Origin of the sequence: Segatella copri, assembly GCF_026015625.1 — a bacterium.
Taxonomy (GTDB): Bacteria; Bacteroidota; Bacteroidia; order Bacteroidales; family Bacteroidaceae; genus Prevotella; species Prevotella copri_H.
Window position 1 is genome coordinate 1,308,106 of sequence record NZ_JAPDVG010000001.1, and the last position, 19,734, is coordinate 1,327,839.

Annotated in this window: 18 protein-coding genes; 10 read left to right on the forward strand and 8 right to left on the reverse strand. The window is 45.0% G+C overall.

What is annotated here, in order from left to right; translation table 11 throughout:
- Window positions 1–107: 107 nt before the first annotated feature.
- Both ONT19_RS05935 and ONT19_RS05940 read right to left on the reverse strand, forming a co-directional pair.
- A complete protein-coding gene (locus ONT19_RS05935) occupies window positions 108–431 on the reverse strand; it encodes a type II toxin-antitoxin system RelE/ParE family toxin (RefSeq protein WP_022120705.1) in 324 nt (107 codons plus the stop codon).
- Entirely contained in the window at window positions 419–706 is a 288-nt protein-coding gene (locus tag ONT19_RS05940; protein ID WP_264952951.1) for a hypothetical protein, read from the reverse strand. The genes ONT19_RS05935 and ONT19_RS05940 overlap by 13 nt, the downstream gene beginning before the upstream one ends.
- Window positions 707–980: 274 nt before the next feature.
- On the opposite strand from ONT19_RS05940, the gene ONT19_RS05945 reads away from it, so the two are divergent.
- A complete protein-coding gene (locus tag ONT19_RS05945) occupies window positions 981–1,709 on the forward strand; it encodes a DUF2442 domain-containing protein (protein WP_264952950.1) in 729 nt (242 codons plus the stop codon).
- A gap of 135 nt (window positions 1,710–1,844) precedes the next feature.
- On the opposite strand, the gene ONT19_RS05950 is transcribed toward ONT19_RS05945, so the two are convergent.
- The 3 genes from ONT19_RS05950 to ONT19_RS05960 all read right to left on the reverse strand — a co-directional run bounded on the left by ONT19_RS05950 (window position 1,845) and on the right by ONT19_RS05960 (window position 7,185).
- Window positions 1,845–2,114, reverse strand: a complete 270-nt coding sequence (locus tag ONT19_RS05950) for a hypothetical protein (RefSeq protein WP_117727698.1) — start codon at window positions 2,112–2,114, stop codon at window positions 1,845–1,847.
- Between the two features lie 225 nt (window positions 2,115–2,339).
- On the reverse strand, window positions 2,340–5,246 hold the full coding sequence (locus ONT19_RS05955) for a DEAD/DEAH box helicase family protein (RefSeq protein ID WP_264952949.1): 2,907 nt from the start codon (window positions 5,244–5,246) through the stop codon (window positions 2,340–2,342).
- A 28-nt stretch (window positions 5,247–5,274) separates the two neighbouring features.
- Window positions 5,275–7,185 (reverse strand): site-specific DNA-methyltransferase, encoded by a 1,911-nt coding sequence (locus tag ONT19_RS05960; RefSeq protein ID WP_117727700.1) that lies wholly within the window; start codon window positions 7,183–7,185, stop codon window positions 5,275–5,277.
- Window positions 7,186–7,713: 528 nt separating this feature from the next.
- On the opposite strand from ONT19_RS05960, the gene ONT19_RS05965 reads away from it, so the two are divergent.
- From ONT19_RS05965 to ONT19_RS05980, 4 genes are all read left to right on the forward strand, one after another.
- Complete coding sequence (locus tag ONT19_RS05965) at window positions 7,714–7,938, forward strand: dephospho-CoA kinase (RefSeq protein WP_117727701.1); 225 nt, start codon at window positions 7,714–7,716, stop codon at window positions 7,936–7,938.
- 7 nt (window positions 7,939–7,945) lie between these two features.
- Complete coding sequence (locus ONT19_RS05970; protein WP_118201221.1) at window positions 7,946–8,371, forward strand: putative toxin-antitoxin system toxin component, PIN family; 426 nt, start codon at window positions 7,946–7,948, stop codon at window positions 8,369–8,371.
- Window positions 8,372–8,801: 430 nt separating this feature from the next.
- A complete protein-coding gene (locus ONT19_RS05975; RefSeq protein ID WP_264952948.1) occupies window positions 8,802–10,388 on the forward strand; it encodes an ATP-binding protein in 1,587 nt (528 codons plus the stop codon).
- A 457-nt stretch (window positions 10,389–10,845) separates the two neighbouring features.
- Window positions 10,846–11,214, forward strand: a complete 369-nt coding sequence (locus ONT19_RS05980; protein WP_040553814.1) for a DMT family protein — start codon at window positions 10,846–10,848, stop codon at window positions 11,212–11,214.
- Window positions 11,215–11,277: 63 nt separating this feature from the next.
- Here ONT19_RS05980 and ONT19_RS05985 read toward each other — a convergent pair whose 3' ends face one another.
- The gene (locus ONT19_RS05985) at window positions 11,278–12,081 is read right to left on the reverse strand and encodes an MBL fold metallo-hydrolase (RefSeq protein ID WP_264952947.1); all 804 of its coding nucleotides are present in this window, start codon (window positions 12,079–12,081) and stop codon (window positions 11,278–11,280) included.
- A 113-nt stretch (window positions 12,082–12,194) separates the two neighbouring features.
- Between ONT19_RS05985 and ONT19_RS05990 the strand changes: the two genes are divergently transcribed.
- Window positions 12,195–12,650, forward strand: coding sequence for a hypothetical protein (locus tag ONT19_RS05990; RefSeq protein ID WP_264952946.1), 456 nt, complete (start codon window positions 12,195–12,197; stop codon window positions 12,648–12,650).
- Window positions 12,651–12,740: 90 nt separating this feature from the next.
- Here the strand turns inward: ONT19_RS05990 and ONT19_RS05995 are convergent, their stop codons facing one another.
- Window positions 12,741–14,855 carry a BamA/TamA family outer membrane protein gene (locus tag ONT19_RS05995; RefSeq protein ID WP_264953096.1) on the reverse strand — a complete coding sequence of 705 codons (2,115 nt, stop codon included), beginning with the start codon at window positions 14,853–14,855 and terminating at the stop codon, window positions 12,741–12,743.
- A 190-nt stretch (window positions 14,856–15,045) separates the two neighbouring features.
- Between ONT19_RS05995 and ONT19_RS06000 the strand changes: the two genes are divergently transcribed.
- The 3 genes from ONT19_RS06000 to hisB all read left to right on the forward strand — a co-directional run bounded on the left by ONT19_RS06000 (window position 15,046) and on the right by hisB (window position 17,679).
- Window positions 15,046–15,795: an RNA methyltransferase gene (locus tag ONT19_RS06000; protein WP_264952945.1), complete on the forward strand. Its 750-nt coding sequence runs from the start codon at window positions 15,046–15,048 to the stop codon at window positions 15,793–15,795.
- A gap of 148 nt (window positions 15,796–15,943) precedes the next feature.
- A complete protein-coding gene (locus ONT19_RS06005; protein WP_117727706.1) occupies window positions 15,944–16,576 on the forward strand; it encodes a hypothetical protein in 633 nt (210 codons plus the stop codon).
- Between the two features lie 26 nt (window positions 16,577–16,602).
- Window positions 16,603–17,679 (forward strand): bifunctional histidinol-phosphatase/imidazoleglycerol-phosphate dehydratase HisB, encoded by a 1,077-nt coding sequence (gene hisB / locus ONT19_RS06010; protein ID WP_264952944.1) that lies wholly within the window; start codon window positions 16,603–16,605, stop codon window positions 17,677–17,679.
- A 91-nt stretch (window positions 17,680–17,770) separates the two neighbouring features.
- Here hisB and ONT19_RS06015 read toward each other — a convergent pair whose 3' ends face one another.
- Complete coding sequence (locus ONT19_RS06015) at window positions 17,771–18,832, reverse strand: OprO/OprP family phosphate-selective porin (protein ID WP_264952943.1); 1,062 nt, start codon at window positions 18,830–18,832, stop codon at window positions 17,771–17,773.
- Window positions 18,833–19,183: 351 nt separating this feature from the next.
- On the opposite strand from ONT19_RS06015, the gene ONT19_RS06020 reads away from it, so the two are divergent.
- Entirely contained in the window at window positions 19,184–19,690 is a 507-nt protein-coding gene (locus tag ONT19_RS06020) for an RNA polymerase sigma factor (protein ID WP_264952942.1), read from the forward strand.
- Window positions 19,691–19,734: the final 44 nt, after the last annotated feature.

A 19,734-nucleotide genomic window follows, 5' to 3' on the forward strand; every position in this document is an offset into this window, starting at 1 on the left:
ACTCTTCACCACTCTTCACCTAAATACTTTTTCAAGAATCCGACAGAAAAGAGAAGAATGATATTTCTTTTCCTCCATATTTCTTTTGTTTTTAAAGTTATATAAAATCACTTGTATTTTGAGACAGAGAACCTTTTTGGATTCTGTCTCATATCCCAAATGTCAACAATATGCACCACATCCAAGGATTCATCATAATAATAAACCAACTTGAAATTACGCATAAAATTAGCACCCCGAAGCAAATAGCTAAACTTTGGTGCACCAAGAAAAGGGGGCTTACCTTCAGGATATTTTCTCAGGAAGTTCTGGATTTTCATCAGTTCCTCTTTCCATCTTCGAGCTGTTTTCTTACCAAAATTCTCATAAGCATCGATAATATACTGGCGTTCCTTTTCTTCATACAGTTTGTGAACAACTATTTCAGCCATGGGAATTCCTCATATAAACGTTCGTTAAAGGCATCAACAGATTCCCATTTAGAAGGATCATCCTTAATGGTTTCACAATAATCGATACTATCCAAAAGACCCTCATAACTAAAATGATTTTTAAGAACAGGTATTTCATCTTCCTGCTCTATCCCAGAATCAATCACATGATGAGACACAGACTCTGATGCAACAGATGCATAAGCAGGCGATGGCTCGCAGACCTTATCCCCTGCTACCTTAGATTCATCGATATGATATTTCCTTTCCTCCATATTTCTTTTGTTTTTAAAGTTCCACGTTACTTATTGGTGCAAAAGTACGAAGAAAGATTGGTATTCGCAAGAAAAATACTATAAAATTGCGGAGAACACTGAAATTTAACGGATTATGCGGATTAAGTTGGATAAAAAACGACCCGGTATATTTTTTTCTTCTTAAAATCTTTGGAGTATCAATAATTATCTGTATCTTTGCAGCGTTAGTTCCAGCCGAGCCTCTTGACAAAGCTTAAATAGGCTGAGCTTTTTTCATTTATAAATTATGACTATGAGTAAGGTAAACTTCTATGATATATATATTCATTTCAATGATGATATAATGCTGGAGCCATCCTTTTCCGTCAACTATAAGGATGAGAGCGCATCATATAATTTCAAGAAATTAAAGTTTGATTATGCATTTATTCCCAAGGATCAACAACGTCTGGTGAATTATTGGGCACACCTTCATCAGCGTGAGCTGATGGACCACTATCACTATATCAAAAAAGTGAAACCCCTTGCCAAAATTGAGAATTTAAGCAAGATAAGGGAAATCCACATAAAGCCATTAGATACAAAAGACAAACTGGGAATCATATTTGTATGGTATCAGGAGGATTACAAGCTGATTATCTGGTTTAGCAATATGGAACGTAAACTTATAGACATCAAGAAACTCATGCTTTCTGATGAAGAAAAGTTCAAGCGTTTTTATGACATAGATTACTACGAAAGCTACAAAGTAAATCCATATAGCATAATATGGGATACAGAAATCAAACTGACTGCAAAAGAACTCTATAACATCGCTGAGCCACTTCCGAACAACGTAGATTTCAAGGAATTGGACAAAGGAATCTTGGATGAGATTGCCGAAGAGCAAGAAAGATTAAAACGGGAGAACCATTCTTTCACCTCAGACGTAGGATCCTGCTTTTGGGGCTGTCTCGCCTTTCCTATCACACTTCCTGCACGCATCCTCTGGTTTATTTTGAGAAAAGCTAGAATTCGCTAGATTGCAATACTTATTCCTACCCAATACACTTTGGCTAACGTTCAAAGTGTATTGGGCAGTTTTTTATATTACCGAAAATCATAAAATCTATTTTTTGAAATTCTGCAAGAAAAAGCCTTTCAACTTTTATTTCTACTATTTCCATCCCGGTATTGCCTTTCGCATCTGCTCTTCAAATTCATCTATGGAAATCCAATAGTCAGGATCATCCAAGTATTTCTCTACCTCTTCACAATGCTCCATCACCTGCTCCAGCGAGCGCCCCATAGGATAGGAATCGGTATCATAAGCCTCATCCCATGATACGGATGATGCTGATGTTGCCGAACGATAAGCAGGTGATGGCTCACAAACCTTATCCCCCGCAATCTCCGATTCATCGATATGATATTTCTTTTCCTCCATATTTCTTTCGCTTTTAAATTCTACATTGCTTATTGGTGCAAAAATACGAAGAAAGATTGGTATTCGCAAGAAAAATACTAGAAAATTGCAGAGAAAGCTGAAATATAATGGATTATGCAGATAAATTCCCCACGCAAAGAACAAAATAAAGCCAGCCTTCTCCTGCAAAAAGACTGGCTTTATTTATCATTATTGCAGCATTTGCTTCATTTGTAGCAAATGCTCTTACATATCAAACAGATTTCCCGTTGCCACAGAATACGATACCTTGCACTGGTTGCAGATATCAGTAATCGTAGCGCCACTTCCACTCAACGAGTAGAACACGCTCTCGCCTATCAAAACATACTCCCAGGTGCGGTTCATTCTATCCTCAGGCTCCAAAGCGTTGATTTTCTTTATCCACTCAATGGTTGCCGTCTGTTTCTGACGCACATTCACGTCATCTACCTTGTCGTCGCCCTTGGTTTCAATCAGATAAACCTTATCAGCCGTAGCCACGATGAAATCAGGATGATACGTTGCCATCAAGCCATCCTTCCTTACATAGAAGATGATGGCGAAGGAATGGCCACTCTCATTAATCTTCAGAAATCTTTCTACCTCGGCATCCCTATCCAGAAACTTAATGAATGCCTTTTCCAAACCTCCGCCATGAGAAGGATAACCCAGTCGGGGATAGATACATTTCTGCACATCTAACGAGTAAGACTCTCTCATCTTGATAGCTTTGAGCGAAGAGAAATCCGTATGGCTCACCTCTGCATCTACCATAGTCAGGCGGTTCTGCATTTTATAGATTGCCACCGCAAACTGCTCCACGATGTGCTTCGTCACGATGCCATCCTTCGCCAGCAAAATCTTCCAGTCGCTTCCCTGGAACGGGTCGAAAGGTATTGCGAAAAGTTTCACCCTGATGTACCAGTCCATCACCTGCACCGTTTGAGCCCCATTGATCTGAATGGTAGGGAAACCCTGACGGCGACAGTTCTCAAAGCGCAGGGTTACTACCCTTAGCAACTTCTGCAGATACTCATTATATCCATTGGCATTGAAGAGATTAGCCGTTACCTTATACTTGCCAAAGGTTGTCTTGGTCAAAGATTCCTGCGATACGAAGGTCTCCCCCTCCTTTGCCAGGAACTTACGGAGCAAAGACAGCGGATACATCGTGAATGGCTGTAAATCATCTAAATCTATTTCTGCATCTTCCAACTCTTCTAAGGAATCATGCAGAATAACCGGCCATTGGAAATCATACTTTTCGTAATCCTCACGAAGTCCCACGGTCAGGATATCGCCAGTGGCTCCTCCTGTACCCACGTCGCCTTCATCCACTGCAACCAAGCCTTGATCCTGCAAGTCATCATAGAACTTGATGAAAGCCGGATGCTCAACGATGGACAAGGTATCGATATAAGTGCGAGGAGGTTGATGATTCTTCAATACCCTGAGGCGGTCTTCACGCTTGATGTCGATGTAGTCAGGCTCTCGCCACATCAGTCGCAAACCTCTACCAACCAACTGCTCCAGCAGGATTGGCGCCTGCGAAGAACGCAGCGGTACGAGCACACAGATGTTGTTGACATCGAAGCCCTCACGGAGCATCAGCACCGAGATGACCACCTTCGGACTCTTATACCTATCTATATCGAAGAGCTTCTTCTTGATTTCCTGCCATTCCTCATCCTTCACCTCGCCCTGCTTGTTGCTGTCGATGGTAACGATGTCTTCATCTTCCAGACCTTCCGACTTCAGAAACTCTTCTACAAAAGGAGATACGGTGGTATCCTGGCAGACGATGAGCATCTTCGGGTTCTTAGACGCATCATTTTTCAGGAATTCCTCTTCCAGTTTGTTCAGCTTGGTCAATCCGGCACGGAGCATCATGCGCTGGCCCTCGCTCAGCCCTACTACCTTTCCCTGCTCATCACGCTCGGCGTTGTAATCCAGGTTCTCCAGGTCGGTGAGTTCCTGGCGGCGGTCGAGCAACAACAGTTTCACCAGTCCCTGCTTCATCGCCATAGGCAAGTCGAAGTCAACAATGATATGCGGGAAGAAGAGTTTCACCTGCTTCTCTCCGGCACCCTTTGTATCAAAAGGAGTAGCAGAGAAGTCCACCTGTATGAATCTTGTACCCTTGGTGGCACTGATGGCATTCAGGCCTCTTTGCCATTCCACCTCCTCGGTTTCGCCATTACGCTTGATTTCGTGAATATGATGAGCCTCATCATTGATTACCATCAAATCCTTTAAACCAGCCAGATATTCCAGTTCGGTGCCACCCAGAGCACGGCGGTCGAGCATGCTGAGGTCGTTGCCAGCCGATTTGCCCGGACGGATAGGCAGCAGGTCGCTGATGATTTCTGCGGGTGTCACCGTGCTGGAATCGTCCACCTCCTCATCCTGCTCCTTCTCTTCCATCTGATTTTCAAACAGATGCCAGTTGGTCAGGGCAATCAGTCCCTCGCCGGTGGTCTTCCTGCCGATGCCATCCTCCTTGGTCACTACATTGTTCTGTATAAACGAAAACACCTCGTCACGATAACGCTCGGGGATGAACACCTCCTGGTTCATGTAGTAGTCGTTGGTCTGAGGGTCACGATATTCCTCATCTCGCTTCTTTCTGCCGCAGAAGGCATCCAGCAGACGGTCGTAAACAATCAGACCCGGAGCCACTATCAGGAACTTCTGCGTAAATCGTCCACTCTCCACATCCTCGTGCCGGGCATTCAGCATCTGCCAGATTATCAGGGCATGCATCACCCATGTCTTTCCCGTGCCCGTAGCCATCTTCACTGCATACTTAGGCATCTGATATTTAGGTTTGGCAAGCTGAGCCAGGTCGGCCCTATCCATCAGTTCCGGAATGATGCCCTGATAGGCATCCATCACGCAGTTTTCTCCCATCACTTCGTGCAGATAGATGATGTTGAGGATAGCCTGTCGCTGACCCTCATGGAAATTTCTCACACGCTCGTTGCAGAAACCCTCTCCAAACCAATAGTTCAAGAGCGAGGCGGTGGTTGGGGTCACCTTCTCCAGCATCTCCCCACTCTTCCAGGCGGCATTGACCACATCGGTGAGTCGATGCGCCAATTCCAAAGATATATTACTTGAATTGATAGCCATAGTCGTAATCTCCTATTCGTTCTTAACACTAACACTTCACATCCAGGATAACCTGACTCTCGAATCCGAACACATCCACCGCCTTGACGCAGACTTTTCGCTCGTCCTTATGCGGCATAGCAATTCGCGTGGAATATACGCAGTGCAGCGGGTCGCTGTCGTTATCCACGTTCTCACGATAATCCTGCCAGGTGCTGCGGAAGGTATCGCCGTCATAATCAGGGTCGATGCTCCAATATTCTATCAACGAGAGAGGGTCCTGCTCCATCACCTGCTGCAGCTTCTCCTTGTCCTTATCGTCCAGCGGAATATTATCAGGCGAGAGCAGCACATAGTTGTTGAGACTGATATCGAGTTCATCCTCGCCATTGCCGTTCACGGTTACCTCCACAGGGTTCACCACCAGATATTGCAAAGAAGAGAAGCGGACGGTTTTGTCGGCGATGAGCTTCTTGAAACCTTTCTTGGATAGCTTGTCGAGCAGATCGGGCGGAATCACCAGCACCTCTACATTGCTGTTCTTATATTTCTCGATGGCTTGCGAGATGTCGAAGGCGAAGTTCCAGCCGAGCACGATGACTTTATCCCAGTCGCCACCAAGCAGAGAAGCCTTTGCTTCCACGGCACGGCGAACGGTAGCGGCAGTGGTCAGGCGGTTTGGACTATCCACCATCACCAGATTTCGTGTGCCTTTTACGTAACCGAAGTTTCTGTCGCTCACCTGCTCTGGAGAGAATGGCAAGGCACCGAAGAGGCCTAATACGACCTGAGAGAGATCGCCCACTCTGCGAAGCTTCTTGTTGTTATGGAAAGCTTCTTTCTGATAGTCGCCGATGCTCTGATAGAGGAACGGATTTACTTCCTGGTCGATGAAACGCTTGCGCATGACGAGGGATGCCGGCTTGCCGATGTCGCAGGTAATCCAGCGACGACCCAGCTTTTCGGCTACCGCTGCCGTGGTGCCGCTGCCGCCAAAGAAATCGCAGACAAGGTCGCCTTCGTTGGAAGAGGCCTTGATGATACGTTCGAGGAGGGCTTCGGGTTTTTGGGTGGCGTAATTCAAGCGCTCTTTCGCCATTCCATTGATTGTTGCAATATACCATACATCAGAAGGTAAAGCTAATTCCGAATCACCTCTTCCCTTGTTACCATCCTTAATTAAGGCACCTTTATATTTTAAGCGATTTGCTGTTGACTCACTAACTTGACGTTCTTCGAGAACTTCATTAGCATTAAATTTTATATTCTCTGCAGATTTACTATACATATAAATTGTATCATGCTTTCTATTCCATCTACTATCTGTTCTAATTCCCCATGAGTAACTCCAAACTATCTCATTTACAAAGTTTTCTTTTCCAAATATATCATCTAATATAGTTTTTACATAAGGTCCAACATGCCAATCTATATGAACATAAATACAGCCATTAGATGATAGTAACTCTTTCATCAACACTAATCGCTTATAAATCATTTTCAGATAAGAGATTGTTCCTTCTTCCCATGTATCAGCATAGGCAAATTGTTCTACTACCGTTGGCTTCTGTTGCAAATCAACTCCTGGCAACTTAACCTTCGTTCTATAATCCGCCTTAGAATCAAACGGCGGGTCGATGTATATCAAATCCACTTTGCCTCTTAATGAAGGCAAGCCCGTCTGAGGGTCTCCGGCTAGCAGCGCCTGCATGGTCAGGAGATTATCACCATACACCAGACGGTTCATCCAACTCCCCCCATCCAGGGCGGCATTGAATGCATTAGGGATATTGGGAACTTGTCCACGGAAGAATCCGGAGACATCCTTACGAGGCAACACCAGCTCATTGGTCTGCAATCCAATGCGTGTACCACTGCTCAATCGCTCAATGATGCGCTGAGCCTCTTGCCTACCTTCGCTTGCAATGCGAGGTAGTTCTTCAATCAATGATTTTGCCATAGCATTAAAGCTTAAATATAGTTTTAATGCGTAGCATGCTATTCTTTAAAACGAAGACTCCACCAAATACCCAAACGCAAGAACGTGGACAGTTCAACTCATCCACGTTCAGAGGTACTTGGCGGAAACCTATGTATACAGACAAGTCGAACGCCCACGTATATCGCAGGCGCTCGCACATTTATTCATGTATACATTCTTTCCACCGCCAAGTTTCCTGAACGTTTATCGAATAAACAGCAAACGCTATTATTTTAACCCACAAAAACAGACGTCATCGCCTTAGGGCGAATCAATCCGAATGCAAAGTAAATGCAAACGAGCGCAATGAAAGCTTGCTTTCAAATTGCCGAGTGCAGCTTTGCTTCTGCAAAGATACTGCAAAAATCAGAGATAACAAAAAGAATCACCACTTTTTTATATTATCCCCCATTTTTTCTTGCGAAATCAAAATATTCTTCTCAAAATCTTTGGAGTATCAATAATTATCTGTATCTTTGCAGAGTGAAATGTTTAAAAATTACAATTATGGCAACACAAGTATTACAATTCAATCAGGCTCAACAGGCGGTGCTCAATGTTATCTCTTGTTTACAGTCAGAACAGGACTTGGCAGACTTGAAACGAACATTAGTTAAGTTCATGAATGATCGCTTGCAGCGAGAAATGGATAAGCTTTGGGAATCTGGCGAAATGAGCAATGAAAAGTTGCAGGAAATGCAGTCAGAACATTTGCGCACGGCTTATAAATAAACTGACTATGCAGAGAAACATCGTCTTAGATACCAACTGTCTCTTGCAGATAATTGCAAGGAAAAGCAAGAATTATTTCTTATGGGAAGGATTCTTGAATGGTGACTATTGTCTTTGCTATACAACTGAAATTCTAGAAGAATACGAAGAAATACTTTGTTTAAAAACGAATCGATTAATAGCAACTATGGTATTGGAGATTATAACTCAAGCTCCGAATACCCAAAGAGTTGATGCTCATTATCATTGGAATCTTATCACACAGGATCCCGATGATAATAAGTTTGTGGATTGTGCAGTCTTTGCCAATGCCGATTTCATTGTATCTGATGATAAACATTTCAAAGAATTAGAAAATATCGATTTTCCAAGAGTACTTGTAGTTCGATTAGAAGAGTTTGCCAGATTATACCGAAATCTTGGTGCCAATTAATTAAAACTCTTTTCATCATTGACACATATTTCGAGAGATAATATTAAAATGAGCAAAAGCAAACACGGAAATACTCTTCACTCTTCCCCAACCCCTCCGAAACACCGATAAACAGGGCGGTTGGAAGAGGTGAAGAGTTCTCTGAAACTCTTCACCCACTCTTCACCACTCTTCACCTGAATACCTTTTCAAGAAACCTACTGAAAAGAATACAGTTGGCTACCTCCATCATAAATAAAACGCCCCGCCATTTTACGAATTGACAAGAATACTGCAAAAATCAGAGATAACAAAAAGATTCGCCACCTTTTTTATATTATCCCCCATTTTTCTTGCAAAATCAAAATATTCATCGTATCTTTGCAAATAGAATTTGTAGTAAGGCGAATAGCTCGCAAAAAGCTATCCTGAAAACATAGGAGATTAGATTATGACAGAAATGAACGATAGAAAATTGCCTGTAGGCATCCAGTCTTTTGCAGAAATAAGAAGAGAAGGATATCTGTATGTTGACAAGACTGATATAATCTGGAGACTTGCCAACAGGGGAAAAAAGTATAATTACCTGAGCCGCCCACGCCGCTTCGGTAAGTCCATTCTCGTGGATACACTCCAGGCTTACTTCGAGGGGAAAAAGGAACTCTTCGAAGGATTGAAGGTGATGAAACTGGAGAAAGAATGGACCTGCTATCCCGTCATTCGACTCGACATGAGTTGCGGAGGTGCTGCACCAGAAGAACTCAACTCCTATCTCGACGATGCCTTCTATAAATACGAACAGAAGTATGAAGTAGCTGTACGCCCGGAGGCTTCCCTTGCCGTCCGCTTCCAGAACATCATCGAAACGATGTTTCAAAAGACCGGAAAACAGGCGGTTATCCTCATCGATGAGTATGATTCTCCATTGCAGCATTCCTGGAAGACTCCAGAGCATGATGCCTGTACAGCCATCTATAAATCCGTGTTTGCTGTTCTGAAAAAAGAAGACGAACACGAGCGTTTCGTCTTCATCACGGGCATCACCAAGTTCACTCAAATTTCTCTCTTCTCCGTGCTCAACAACCTGAGCAACATCAGTTTTGATGCACCCTACGCCACCATCTGCGGTATTTCAAAGCAGGAAGCTGCCGAAAACTTCATACCTGAGATTGAGGCAATGGGAGAAGAAAATGGATGGACTCCAGAGGAGACTCTGAAGCAGCTCACGGCGTTTTACGACGGATATCATTTCTGCCGCAAAAATATGGTGGATATTTTCAATCCGTTCAGCCTCATCAATGCCCTGGATGATAGGGAATTGAGAAATTACTGGGCTTCATCAGGGGCCACTTCCCTATTGCCAAAGTTCGTGGATGACATGGAGATGAAGATGGAATATTTTGACCATTGCTTCATCGAGCGCGATACCCTGGAAACATCGGATGTAGTGAATGGCGGAGCCGAGCTCTTCCTCTATCAGTCGGGTTATCTCACCATCAAGGGTTACGACGATGGCGTTTACATCCTGGGCTTCCCTAACTTTGAAGTTCGCAAGGCATTATACCGGGTAGTGGTTCCTGCCTTGACCATGAAGTCGAATTCGGAAGTGGTTTCTGCGCAGAGCTTCCTCAGAAAAATGATGCAGGACGGAAATACCGCTGAAGCCAAGAAGGCATTAAAGGCTCTTATCGCCGATGTTCCATACAGCAACAAGAAGATGGCAAGTATGGATATGGAGGAACGTTACCGACTGATAATGAGTACGATATTCAGAGCCTTGGGCTTTAGGGTGGAAGTAGAAAGGATGCTGGCCACTGGCAGGATTGATATGATTGTAGAGGTTCCATCCTTCATCTACGTCATGGAGCTGAAGCTATCGAACAATGGCGGCATTTCTGCTGCCGAGAGCCAGATAAATGAAAAGAGCTACACAGAACCATTCAAGGCAGACAAACGCAAAGTTATCGCCCTGGCAGTGGAACTCGATGAAACAGGCAAGGGATTGATAGATTGGAAAGAAGTGGATGAGTCTTTGTAATCAAGATAAAGCTCTTCACCCTACCCCAGATAAACAGGGAGGTTGACGGAGGTGAAGAGTGGTGAAGAGCGGGTGAAGAGTTGCTGATGACTCTTCACCTCCCGAAATGCCGATAAACACAGGGGATTTGGGAAGAAAGGTGAAGAGTGAAGAGATTTTTGCAGAAAGCTAAACATAAATCATATTGATAGGATTGGGAAATCTGGTTTCCCCGTCTGCGATGACTGTCTTATAGGAACAGCCGACTGTTCCCTATTCCGCCAGTAGGCTGTTCGCACCAAACAGCCTACTGGCCATACGCAAACAGCACATTTATCTTTCGGAGATAAATATCAGAACATCGGAGATTTATCTGCCAAAAACAGCCATATCAAAACAAAAACGAAATGAAACTTCCCTGAAATTTGGAGGGTTAAAAAAAATATATTACCTTTGCACCCGCAAAAAAGATAAGATTATGAACGGATTGTATACTATATTATTATTGGTGCTGAGCAACATCTTCATGACGCTGGCTTGGTACGGACACCTCAAGTTGCAACAAACGGGCGTGAGCAGCAACTGGCCTCTTATCGGTGTCATCGCCTTCAGTTGGGCCATCGCCTTCTTCGAATATTGCTGTCAGGTACCAGCCAACCGCATCGGTTTCGTAGATAATGGCGGACCGTTTAATCTGGTCCAGCTCAAAGTGATTCAGGAATGCGTATCGCTTATCGTCTTCGCCATCATCGCCAATATCCTCTTTCAGGGACAGGGATTGCACTGGAATCATTTCGCAGCCTTCTGCTGCCTGATTGCAGCCGTTTATTTCGTATTCATGAAATAGCCGGATAAGGAGTTAACTCAATATAACTCCTTATCCGGCTACCTTTTTAGTTTTATACCTGCCCTACACCAGCTTATAGATTTCGCTCGGCGTCTTGCGCTTCAATACTTCCAGCTGGAAATCCTTGCCGGCTATGATGCCTTTGCTGCGCAGGATCTGCTCCACGGTTTTGCGTGCCAGCTCAGGATGGTTGTTCTCCTCGCTGAGATGACAGAGCCAGACGTGATGAAGCTCCGGTGTAGCATAATTGGCAAGCGCCTCGCCACAATCATCGTTGCTCAGATGACCGTTATCTCCCAGAATGCGCTCCTTCAGATACTGGGGATAATGACCCTGCTGGAGCATCTCTACACTATGGTTCGCCTCGAGCACAAGATAGTTGGCACGGCCGATAAAGTCGTGCATCTCTTCAGTAATATGCCCCACATCGGTGATGAGGCAGAAGTTCACACCTCCACACTCCACGAAATAGCCAACATTGTCGGTACTGTCATGGGGTACGCCGAACGGAGTAATCTTAAACTCGCCCAGTGTAAAAGTTACGTTCTTCTCTATCACATGAGCATGGTTAGGCTCTATCTTCTTTCGAACACAATAGTTGCGCTCGATGCCTTGATGTACTTTACGGGTCGTATATACCGGTAGATGATAGTCAGTACTCAGACTCCCCACCGACTTTACATGGTCGGCGTGGTCATGGGTGATGAGGACGTGATGCACATCCTCGAAGCGAAGTCCATAGTTATGGAAATGCTTCTTCAATATTCTTATTCCTACTCCTACGTCTATCAGTATCGAATCCGTATCAGTGTAAAGATAATAGCAATTGCCACTACTTCCACTGCCAAAGGATATAAATTTCAGCATTTTAATTGTTATTTTCCATGCAAAGTTAGCAAAAAAGATTCTTATTACAAAGTTTTTTACTATCTTTGTGCCGAAATATCGCAAAAAAATAGAATTTTTAAGATTTGAGAATCATGATGAAGAAGTCGATGATAGGTTTATGCATAGCTGTGGCATGCATGAGCGCAAGTATATTCAGCCTTTCGGGATGTGAACCTCACGAAGGCAGCGAGGACCAGCTGAAGGCTGATGTTGATTCGTTTGCCAACAATTATTTCAACTGGCATTTCCCGAAAGCCGTGAAGTATTGCACCCAGGAATCGGAGCGCTGGCTGCGCTATGCTGCAAGTAATGTGAACGAGACCGACGTGGAACTGCTGCGCCAGAAATCGGAGGATGCCAGCATCGAGATTACGGATATTGATTTCGGTGACGATGAAACAAGTGCCACCATAACCCTTACGGTTCATAATTTTCTGCAGATGGACAGCATCGGGCAGGATCCGCAGCTCATAGAACAGGCCGATTTCCAACTGCCGATGTGTATGGAAAAGGGGCTCTGGAAGATTAAGTTGGAAAAATTGCCTTGAAAAAAGCAAGGAGTTTCTGAGGGACATCATGATCAAAAAGATGCCCTACAGAAACTCCTGGCTATAAACTATTAACTATAAAAGCTGCATTTAGAACGGCAGACCAACTGCGAAATGGAAGGCGAAATCGCGGTCTAGTTTCGGGTGGATAATCGCCCAATGCTCTTCCTTCGTTCCGTAGGCTGGATTGATTGCCTTCATACCCATATCCAGACGGAGGATGAAGTAATCGAAATTCAACCTGAGACCTAAGCCATAGGCTACAGCTATCTGTTTGTAGAATTCATCTATCTTGAACTGGCCGCCAGGCTGATCCTGATAATTGCGAAGTGTCCAGATATTACCGGCATCGATAAACGCTGCACCCTCAAACTTCCAGAAGAGCGAAGTGCGATATTCGGCATTCAAGTCGAGCTTCACATCACCCGTCTGGTTGATGAAATCTATTCTGCCGTCAGTTCCTTTAAACTTGCCCGGACCTAATTCTCTTACGCCCCAACCTCTTACCGAGTTGGCACCACCCGAGAAATAACGCTTTTCGAAAGGTAGCACCGTACTGTTGCCGTAAGGATAAGCCACACCGATGCCCGCATGCAGCGCCAGAGCATTGCGCTTATCAAACTGCATCAGATGGGTATAATCTACATCAAACTTGGCATACTGGGCATAAGCTATATTAAATAATGTTCGCTGCCCCTGGCTATTCACCTTGAAACCGAATGTCTTGGAAACACCGCTCAGCAGATTGCCCGAAGTCTCTACATTCACTCGCACAGCATCTACCCCATCGCTATAACTCAAACCGAAACCCATCTTCATGATAAACAGGTCTTCGTAATTGTAGCGGAGGATGGCATTTCTGTTTTCTGCATTATCGAGATAGTCTCTCTTGAAAGTCTCGGATATCCATGGCATATACACATAGTTGAGATCGAGCAGGTCGAAACGCCAGGCCAGGTGATGACGCGGTTCTGTCCAGCGATAACGCCAGGCAGTAGAGAATACGCGGCGATGAAACTCCGGACGGTTCTGAAGATTCCAACTTGCCGACAACTCGCTGTTTGCCGTCTGTCTTCTTCTGAAATTTCTTGAAAGGAAAGGCGCCAAGAAACGAGGGAAAACCAGTTTGCCTTCAACCGAATATTCAGTATAGTTCTGGTCCTGATACCCCTCCAGACCGGTAATAGCCTCGTAAGCTCCACGAAGTTCGATGCTCAGCTGCTCACTACCCCTGAAGAGATTTCGGTTGGTATAAGTGAGCGAAGCAGCAGCTCCCAAGTCGCCCGCCGTATTGGTTCCTTCCGGCTGGAAGGCAATGGTAGAAGGCTTGTTGGTACTGATCTGGATATTGCAATCCATCTGCCGGCTGATGCTGTCCCTCTCCATTCCGTTCTCCGTAACCTGGTTGCTGTCAGGAACTTCAGAGAAACTGATATTGGTATACTTCACCGCCTGCAGACGGGCAAAGTTGTTATAGGTGCGCTGCAAGGCAGCAGCGCTGTAGGGACGGCCTTCGCTGAGGGCAGTGGCATTGAGCAAAACCTGATGGCGCAGATGGATTCGGTCGCTGTCATTACTCAGATAGTTGATGTTTCTGATTTCATATCGGGTATGATCAACCTCAGGAGCATTACTGTTTGCCTTATACTTCATCAGGTGGAGCGTCAGGGCGATATCCTTCTGTCCCGCAATCGTATCGGCAGAAAACTGGATAAAATCTTTATGAAAGCGGAAATAGCCATCATTGGTCAGAAGGCTGGAGATACGTCTGCGTTCATTATCCAATGTTTCTACCGTAAATCTCATACCCGGCTTAATCTGCTGATTATCGGGATTATCGAGATGCAGAAGTTGCTGGATATGTTCATCTTCCACTTCATATTTCACCTTACCTATCATAAAAGGTTCTCCGGGATGCAACAGATAGGTAGCATCCAGTTTCTTTCCTTTCTTGGTGGTATAGAGCGACACCCCGGCATGCATGAAGCCCTGGTTCTGCATGGCGGTAAGCAGATCCTGACAGGAGAGCCGCGCCTGCAAAGTATCGTAGATGACAGGCTTCTTGCTGAAAGGATTCTTGAAGAGCGAGAAGAGTTTCGGTTTCTCTTTCTGGCGCACATACTGCTTGAGCGCCCCGGCATTATACCCTGCCGAGTCGCTCTTCACTTCCACCTTATTTAATATATACTCCCCTTCCGGCACCATTTTGCTTGAAGAACAAGATGCTATGAGCAGCGGCAAGGCAAGTAATGAAATCGTTTCTTTTTTCAAAATATCTATCGTTTTTGATATGCAAAGATAATGCAAAACAAATTAAATACAAAATATTTAGCACTTTTTATTTTGAAATGTCTATATTTTATGTTACCTTTGCACACATATAGACAAAAAATAAATGATTAGCAAGAATAAAATAAAGTACATACGTTCGCTCGAACTGAAGAAGAACAGAAATAAAGAAGGAAAGTTCGTGGCAGAAGGTTTCAAGGTGGTAGACGATCTGCTTGCTCTGCAACCTGCCGACCTGATTGTGGCTACCGGCGAATGGCTCCGGGGCAAACACTTCGGGGCTGAAACCGAAGTGATAGAGGTTACTGATGAAGAACTGAAGAAGGTAAGTTTCCTGCAGCATCCGCAGCAGGTGCTTGCCGTATTCAGACAGGAAACATCAGGAGATTACTCTATTAATACCAGCGAACTGAGTCTGGCGCTCGACGGCGTTCAGGACCCGGGCAACCTGGGCACCATCATCCGCATCGCCGACTGGTTTGGCATCACCCATATCTACTGCAGTCAGGATACTGCCGACGTATACAATCCGAAGGTGGTTCAGGCTACGATGGGCAGCATAGCAAGAGTGAAGGTAGAATACGGCGACCTGCTGGGACTGGTAGAATCACTTCCTGCTGATGTTCCCGTTTACGGCACCCTGCTCGATGGCGACAACATCTATCAGCAAAAGCTCGAAAATCGTGGACTCATCGTGATGGGAAACGAAGGAAAAGGCATCTCGCCAGACCTGGCAAAGAAGGTAAATCACAAGTTGCTCATCCCTAACTTTCCGGAAGGTAGAGCTACCGCCGACAGTCTGAATGTGGCTATCGCTACCGCCATTACCTGCTCAGAATTCAGAAGAAACTTTTAAAGGTAAAAAAGTAAAAGGGTAAAAAGGTAAAAAACTTTTAAAGGGTAAAAAGTAAAAGAGTAAAAAAACAAAAGCGATAATTAGAAATTAAAACAAGATAGTTATGGAAGTAAATGAATTATTTAAGCACCGAAGTATAACTTCCTGCATGAGAGCATCATACGATACCATAACAAGTGACTTCAGATCACTCGTAAAACAGACATGGACTACCCATGTTCCATTTGCTGTATTGCTGGCTATCGTACTCTATTTCCTCCTCCCCAACAAACCACTTCACGATTGGGGAGCCGTGAATCCGATGGCTTCGTTCATTCTGCAAACCATCATTTACGGAGCCACTATCGTGATGGCTATCGTATCATTCTGGCATCTTCTGCCAAGAAAACAACTGTGTCCTAAGGGCGAAAAGCGCAAAATAGGAAAATCTCTCCTCCGCATTCTCCGCCACTTCGGAGGTTTCTTTCTGACCAGTTTTCTCGGCATGATTATCGTAGGCATCGCTACCTTTATCGCAGCCCTACCTTCCATCATCCTCATCATCGCACAGATCTATTCACAGCTCGGTGCACTTGATGGCGACCCGCTCGGTGTGCCGGGTTATTTCACCCCACTCCTCTTCCTAGTGTTCACCATCACCTTCCTGCTCATCATATACGCCTTGAGCTGGCTTGGCATTTCGCTTGCCTATCAATTCGGCTCTTACAAGGTACAAGACGAAGAGAAACAGAGAATGAAGGAAAGTCAGAAAATGGCAACTACAGAGATAGAAAAATATTAATCGTATTAACATAATATATAAGAGAAATGAAACAGACAAGATTACTCTTCATCGACCGCGATGGAACTCTGATTCAGGAACCAGAGGACGAACAGATTGACAGCTTCGAGAAGCTGGTATTCACCAAGGGCGTGTTCCGCAATCTCGCCTTCATTGCCCAGCACACCGACTACGAGCTGGTGATGGTGAGCAACCAGGACGGCTTGGGTACCGACTCCTTTCCGGAAAATACCTTCTGGCCAGTCCACAACTTCATCATCCAGACCCTGGAGAGCGAAGGCATCCACTTCAGCAAACAGCACATCGACCGCCACTTCCCTGAGGATAACTCGCCGATGAGAAAGCCGGGCACAGGCATGCTGACCGAATACATCGATAATCCTGCCTACGATATGGCAAACAGTTATGTAATCGGTGACCGTGAAACCGATGCCCAGCTTGCAGAAAACCTGGGTTGCAAGAGTCTGATTCTTGGAAAGGATGGCATGGACTGGGACAAGATAGCCGAGATTCTCTTTGCCGGCGACCGCATCGCAGAGGTGAAGCGCACCACCAAGGAAACGGATATCTACATCAAGGTAAATCTCGATGGTTCAGGAAAATGCGACATTTCTACCGGTCTCGGTTTCTTCGACCACATGCTGGAACAGATAGGCAAGCACGGCATGATGGATCTCACCATCCATACCAAGGGCGACCTCTATGTGGATGAGCATCATACCATTGAGGATACGGGTATTGCACTGGGCGAATGCCTGCTGCAGGCTTTAGGTGACAAGCGCGGAATAGAAAGATACGGCTATAGTCTGCCGATGGACGACTGTCTCTGTCAGGTGGCATTGGATTTCGGTGGCCGTCCATGGCTGATCTGGGATGCCGAATTTCACAGAGAAAAGGTGGGCGAAATGCCAACCGAGATGTTCAAGCATTTCTTCAAGAGTCTGAGTGATGCGGCAAAGATGAACCTCAACATCAAGGCTGAGGGCGAGAACGAGCATCATAAGATAGAAGGCATCTTCAAGGCGCTTGCCCGTTCGCTGAAAATGGCGGTAAAGAGAGACATCTACCACTTCGAACTTCCTAGCTCTAAGGGAATGCTGTAACTTCTAGGCACGGATTACACGGAGGCTGGCGTTATGAGTTTTTTTAAAGTTACGCAAGTCAAAAAATCCGTGTAATCCGTGCCTAAAAAAATTAGAACTTTGTCATGAACTCCACAACAATCTTATCTTTTTCTGAAACTTTAGCTATACCACCTTTACGATAGAAATATTTCTCGTAGTTGATACGGATATCAGAGATGAATGGCTTGGCAAGACTCAGGGTTACACCGCCCGTAACACGATGGCGCTTATAATCATTAATCTTCAAGGCACCAAGCTCTGTATCAGAACCGCCATATCTTGTACCATCACTGTGGTCGCTCATGAAATCATATCTTGCCAAAGGAGAAACCTTCCTGATGATGCTCTTGGGATTAGCCACCGGAATATCATAGCATACGAATCCATCGAAAGCATGCACATCGTGAAAGGCATTCTTGCTGTAATGCTTGTAAAGATACTCAGCCTCAGCAATGAAACCGCCCTTGTGGAAGGTGATACCACCATCATACATCGTTACCGTAACATCAGATGGCTTGATCTTCTGGGTACTCAACACCAGGTTCACATTCGGAAAGAGGAACTGAGCCTTGGCTGAATAGTTAACGCCCTTGGTCCAGTAATCCTTCTGGTTGGTCAAGCCCGAACCGTTGAAGATACCGGCATTCACCACGATAGGGAAACCTACATTCCAGGTGTATCCGATTTCAGCACCCACGTCACGCACGTTGCCCACCTGCTTGGCGATGAACGAACGGTTGGCGAAGTACTGCTGATGAGGAGAACGGTGAGCATCAATAGTGAATGGCACACGCTCCTGACCGATGGTAAGCTGCAGTGTCTTCCAAGGCTTGATGCGGGTATAAGCATCAAGCATCTTGATCTTACCCTCATCACAGAGATCAATCTCAGCCTTATAACTAACCTCCTTTGTTACATTTCCTGCTACATTGATACGGGCCGTACGCACCTCAAATCGTCCCTCCCCCTCTTCGGTCTGGTACTCATACTTAGAGCGGATGGTTCCACCAAAGGTCATCGACTTGGCGAAATTCTCAATGCCCTTCTCTACAGAGCTTTTTTCTGTATTCTGAGCATTCATTCCCATCGACACCATCGTGAGTGCCATCAACAAATACGTTTTCTTCTTCATTTCTTACCTTAATTATATATACACGTAAATCTGATTTTCTTTATTCCGAATGAAATCTTTTCCGATGATGCGGAAAGACATCTTCTTCATTTCGACTGCAAAGGTAAGGAGAAGATATTTCTACCGTAAAACATAAGTATTACAAAGCTGTTACATCACTGATTTTCTGCACCTGTAATATCATTGTAATGATGGCAAAAACAGAGGAATAAGCCACTTCATCCACAAATAAAATAAAAGAGATGTCTATATCTCAAATTTTTATGCTATCTTTGCACGGAAATGTGCGAAGGTAGCATTTTTTTGTTTACCTTTCGCCTCTTCTTGCGTCATACACATAAAAAGGAACAAATGGAAGAAACAGAATTTGAACATATCGCCCAGAAAATGCGCCCCAGGTTGACGGCACATTGTCAACGCTATCTCTCGGCAGGAACCCTTGCCGAAGAAGCTGATGACATCGTGCAGGAAACCCTGGTGAAGCTCTGGAAGATGCACGAAAGGCTCTCGGAATACCAGAGCATCGAGGCCTTAGGTATGACGATAGCCAGGAATCTCTGCATCGACCATCTGAGACGCAACAAAGCCCAGACGGCATCGCTGGAACAGATGAAGCATCCCGCAGAAATCTGTACGGCAACAGAGCGTACCGACCAGACCATCATCGGCGAGGATACGCAAAGGCGACTCAACAGGGCGATGGACAGGCTTCCGGATACGCAGAGAAGAATGCTGCTATTGAGAAGCGAGGGAAAGAGCCTCGATGAGATTGCCGAAATCTGCGGAGCCAACAAGACGAGCACCAAGACGATGATTTCTGCAGCAAGAAGATCATTGCTGAAAATGATGAAGTCATAAAAGGTTGGTGCTCAAATTGAGCTCTAAATTAAACTTCAAATTGA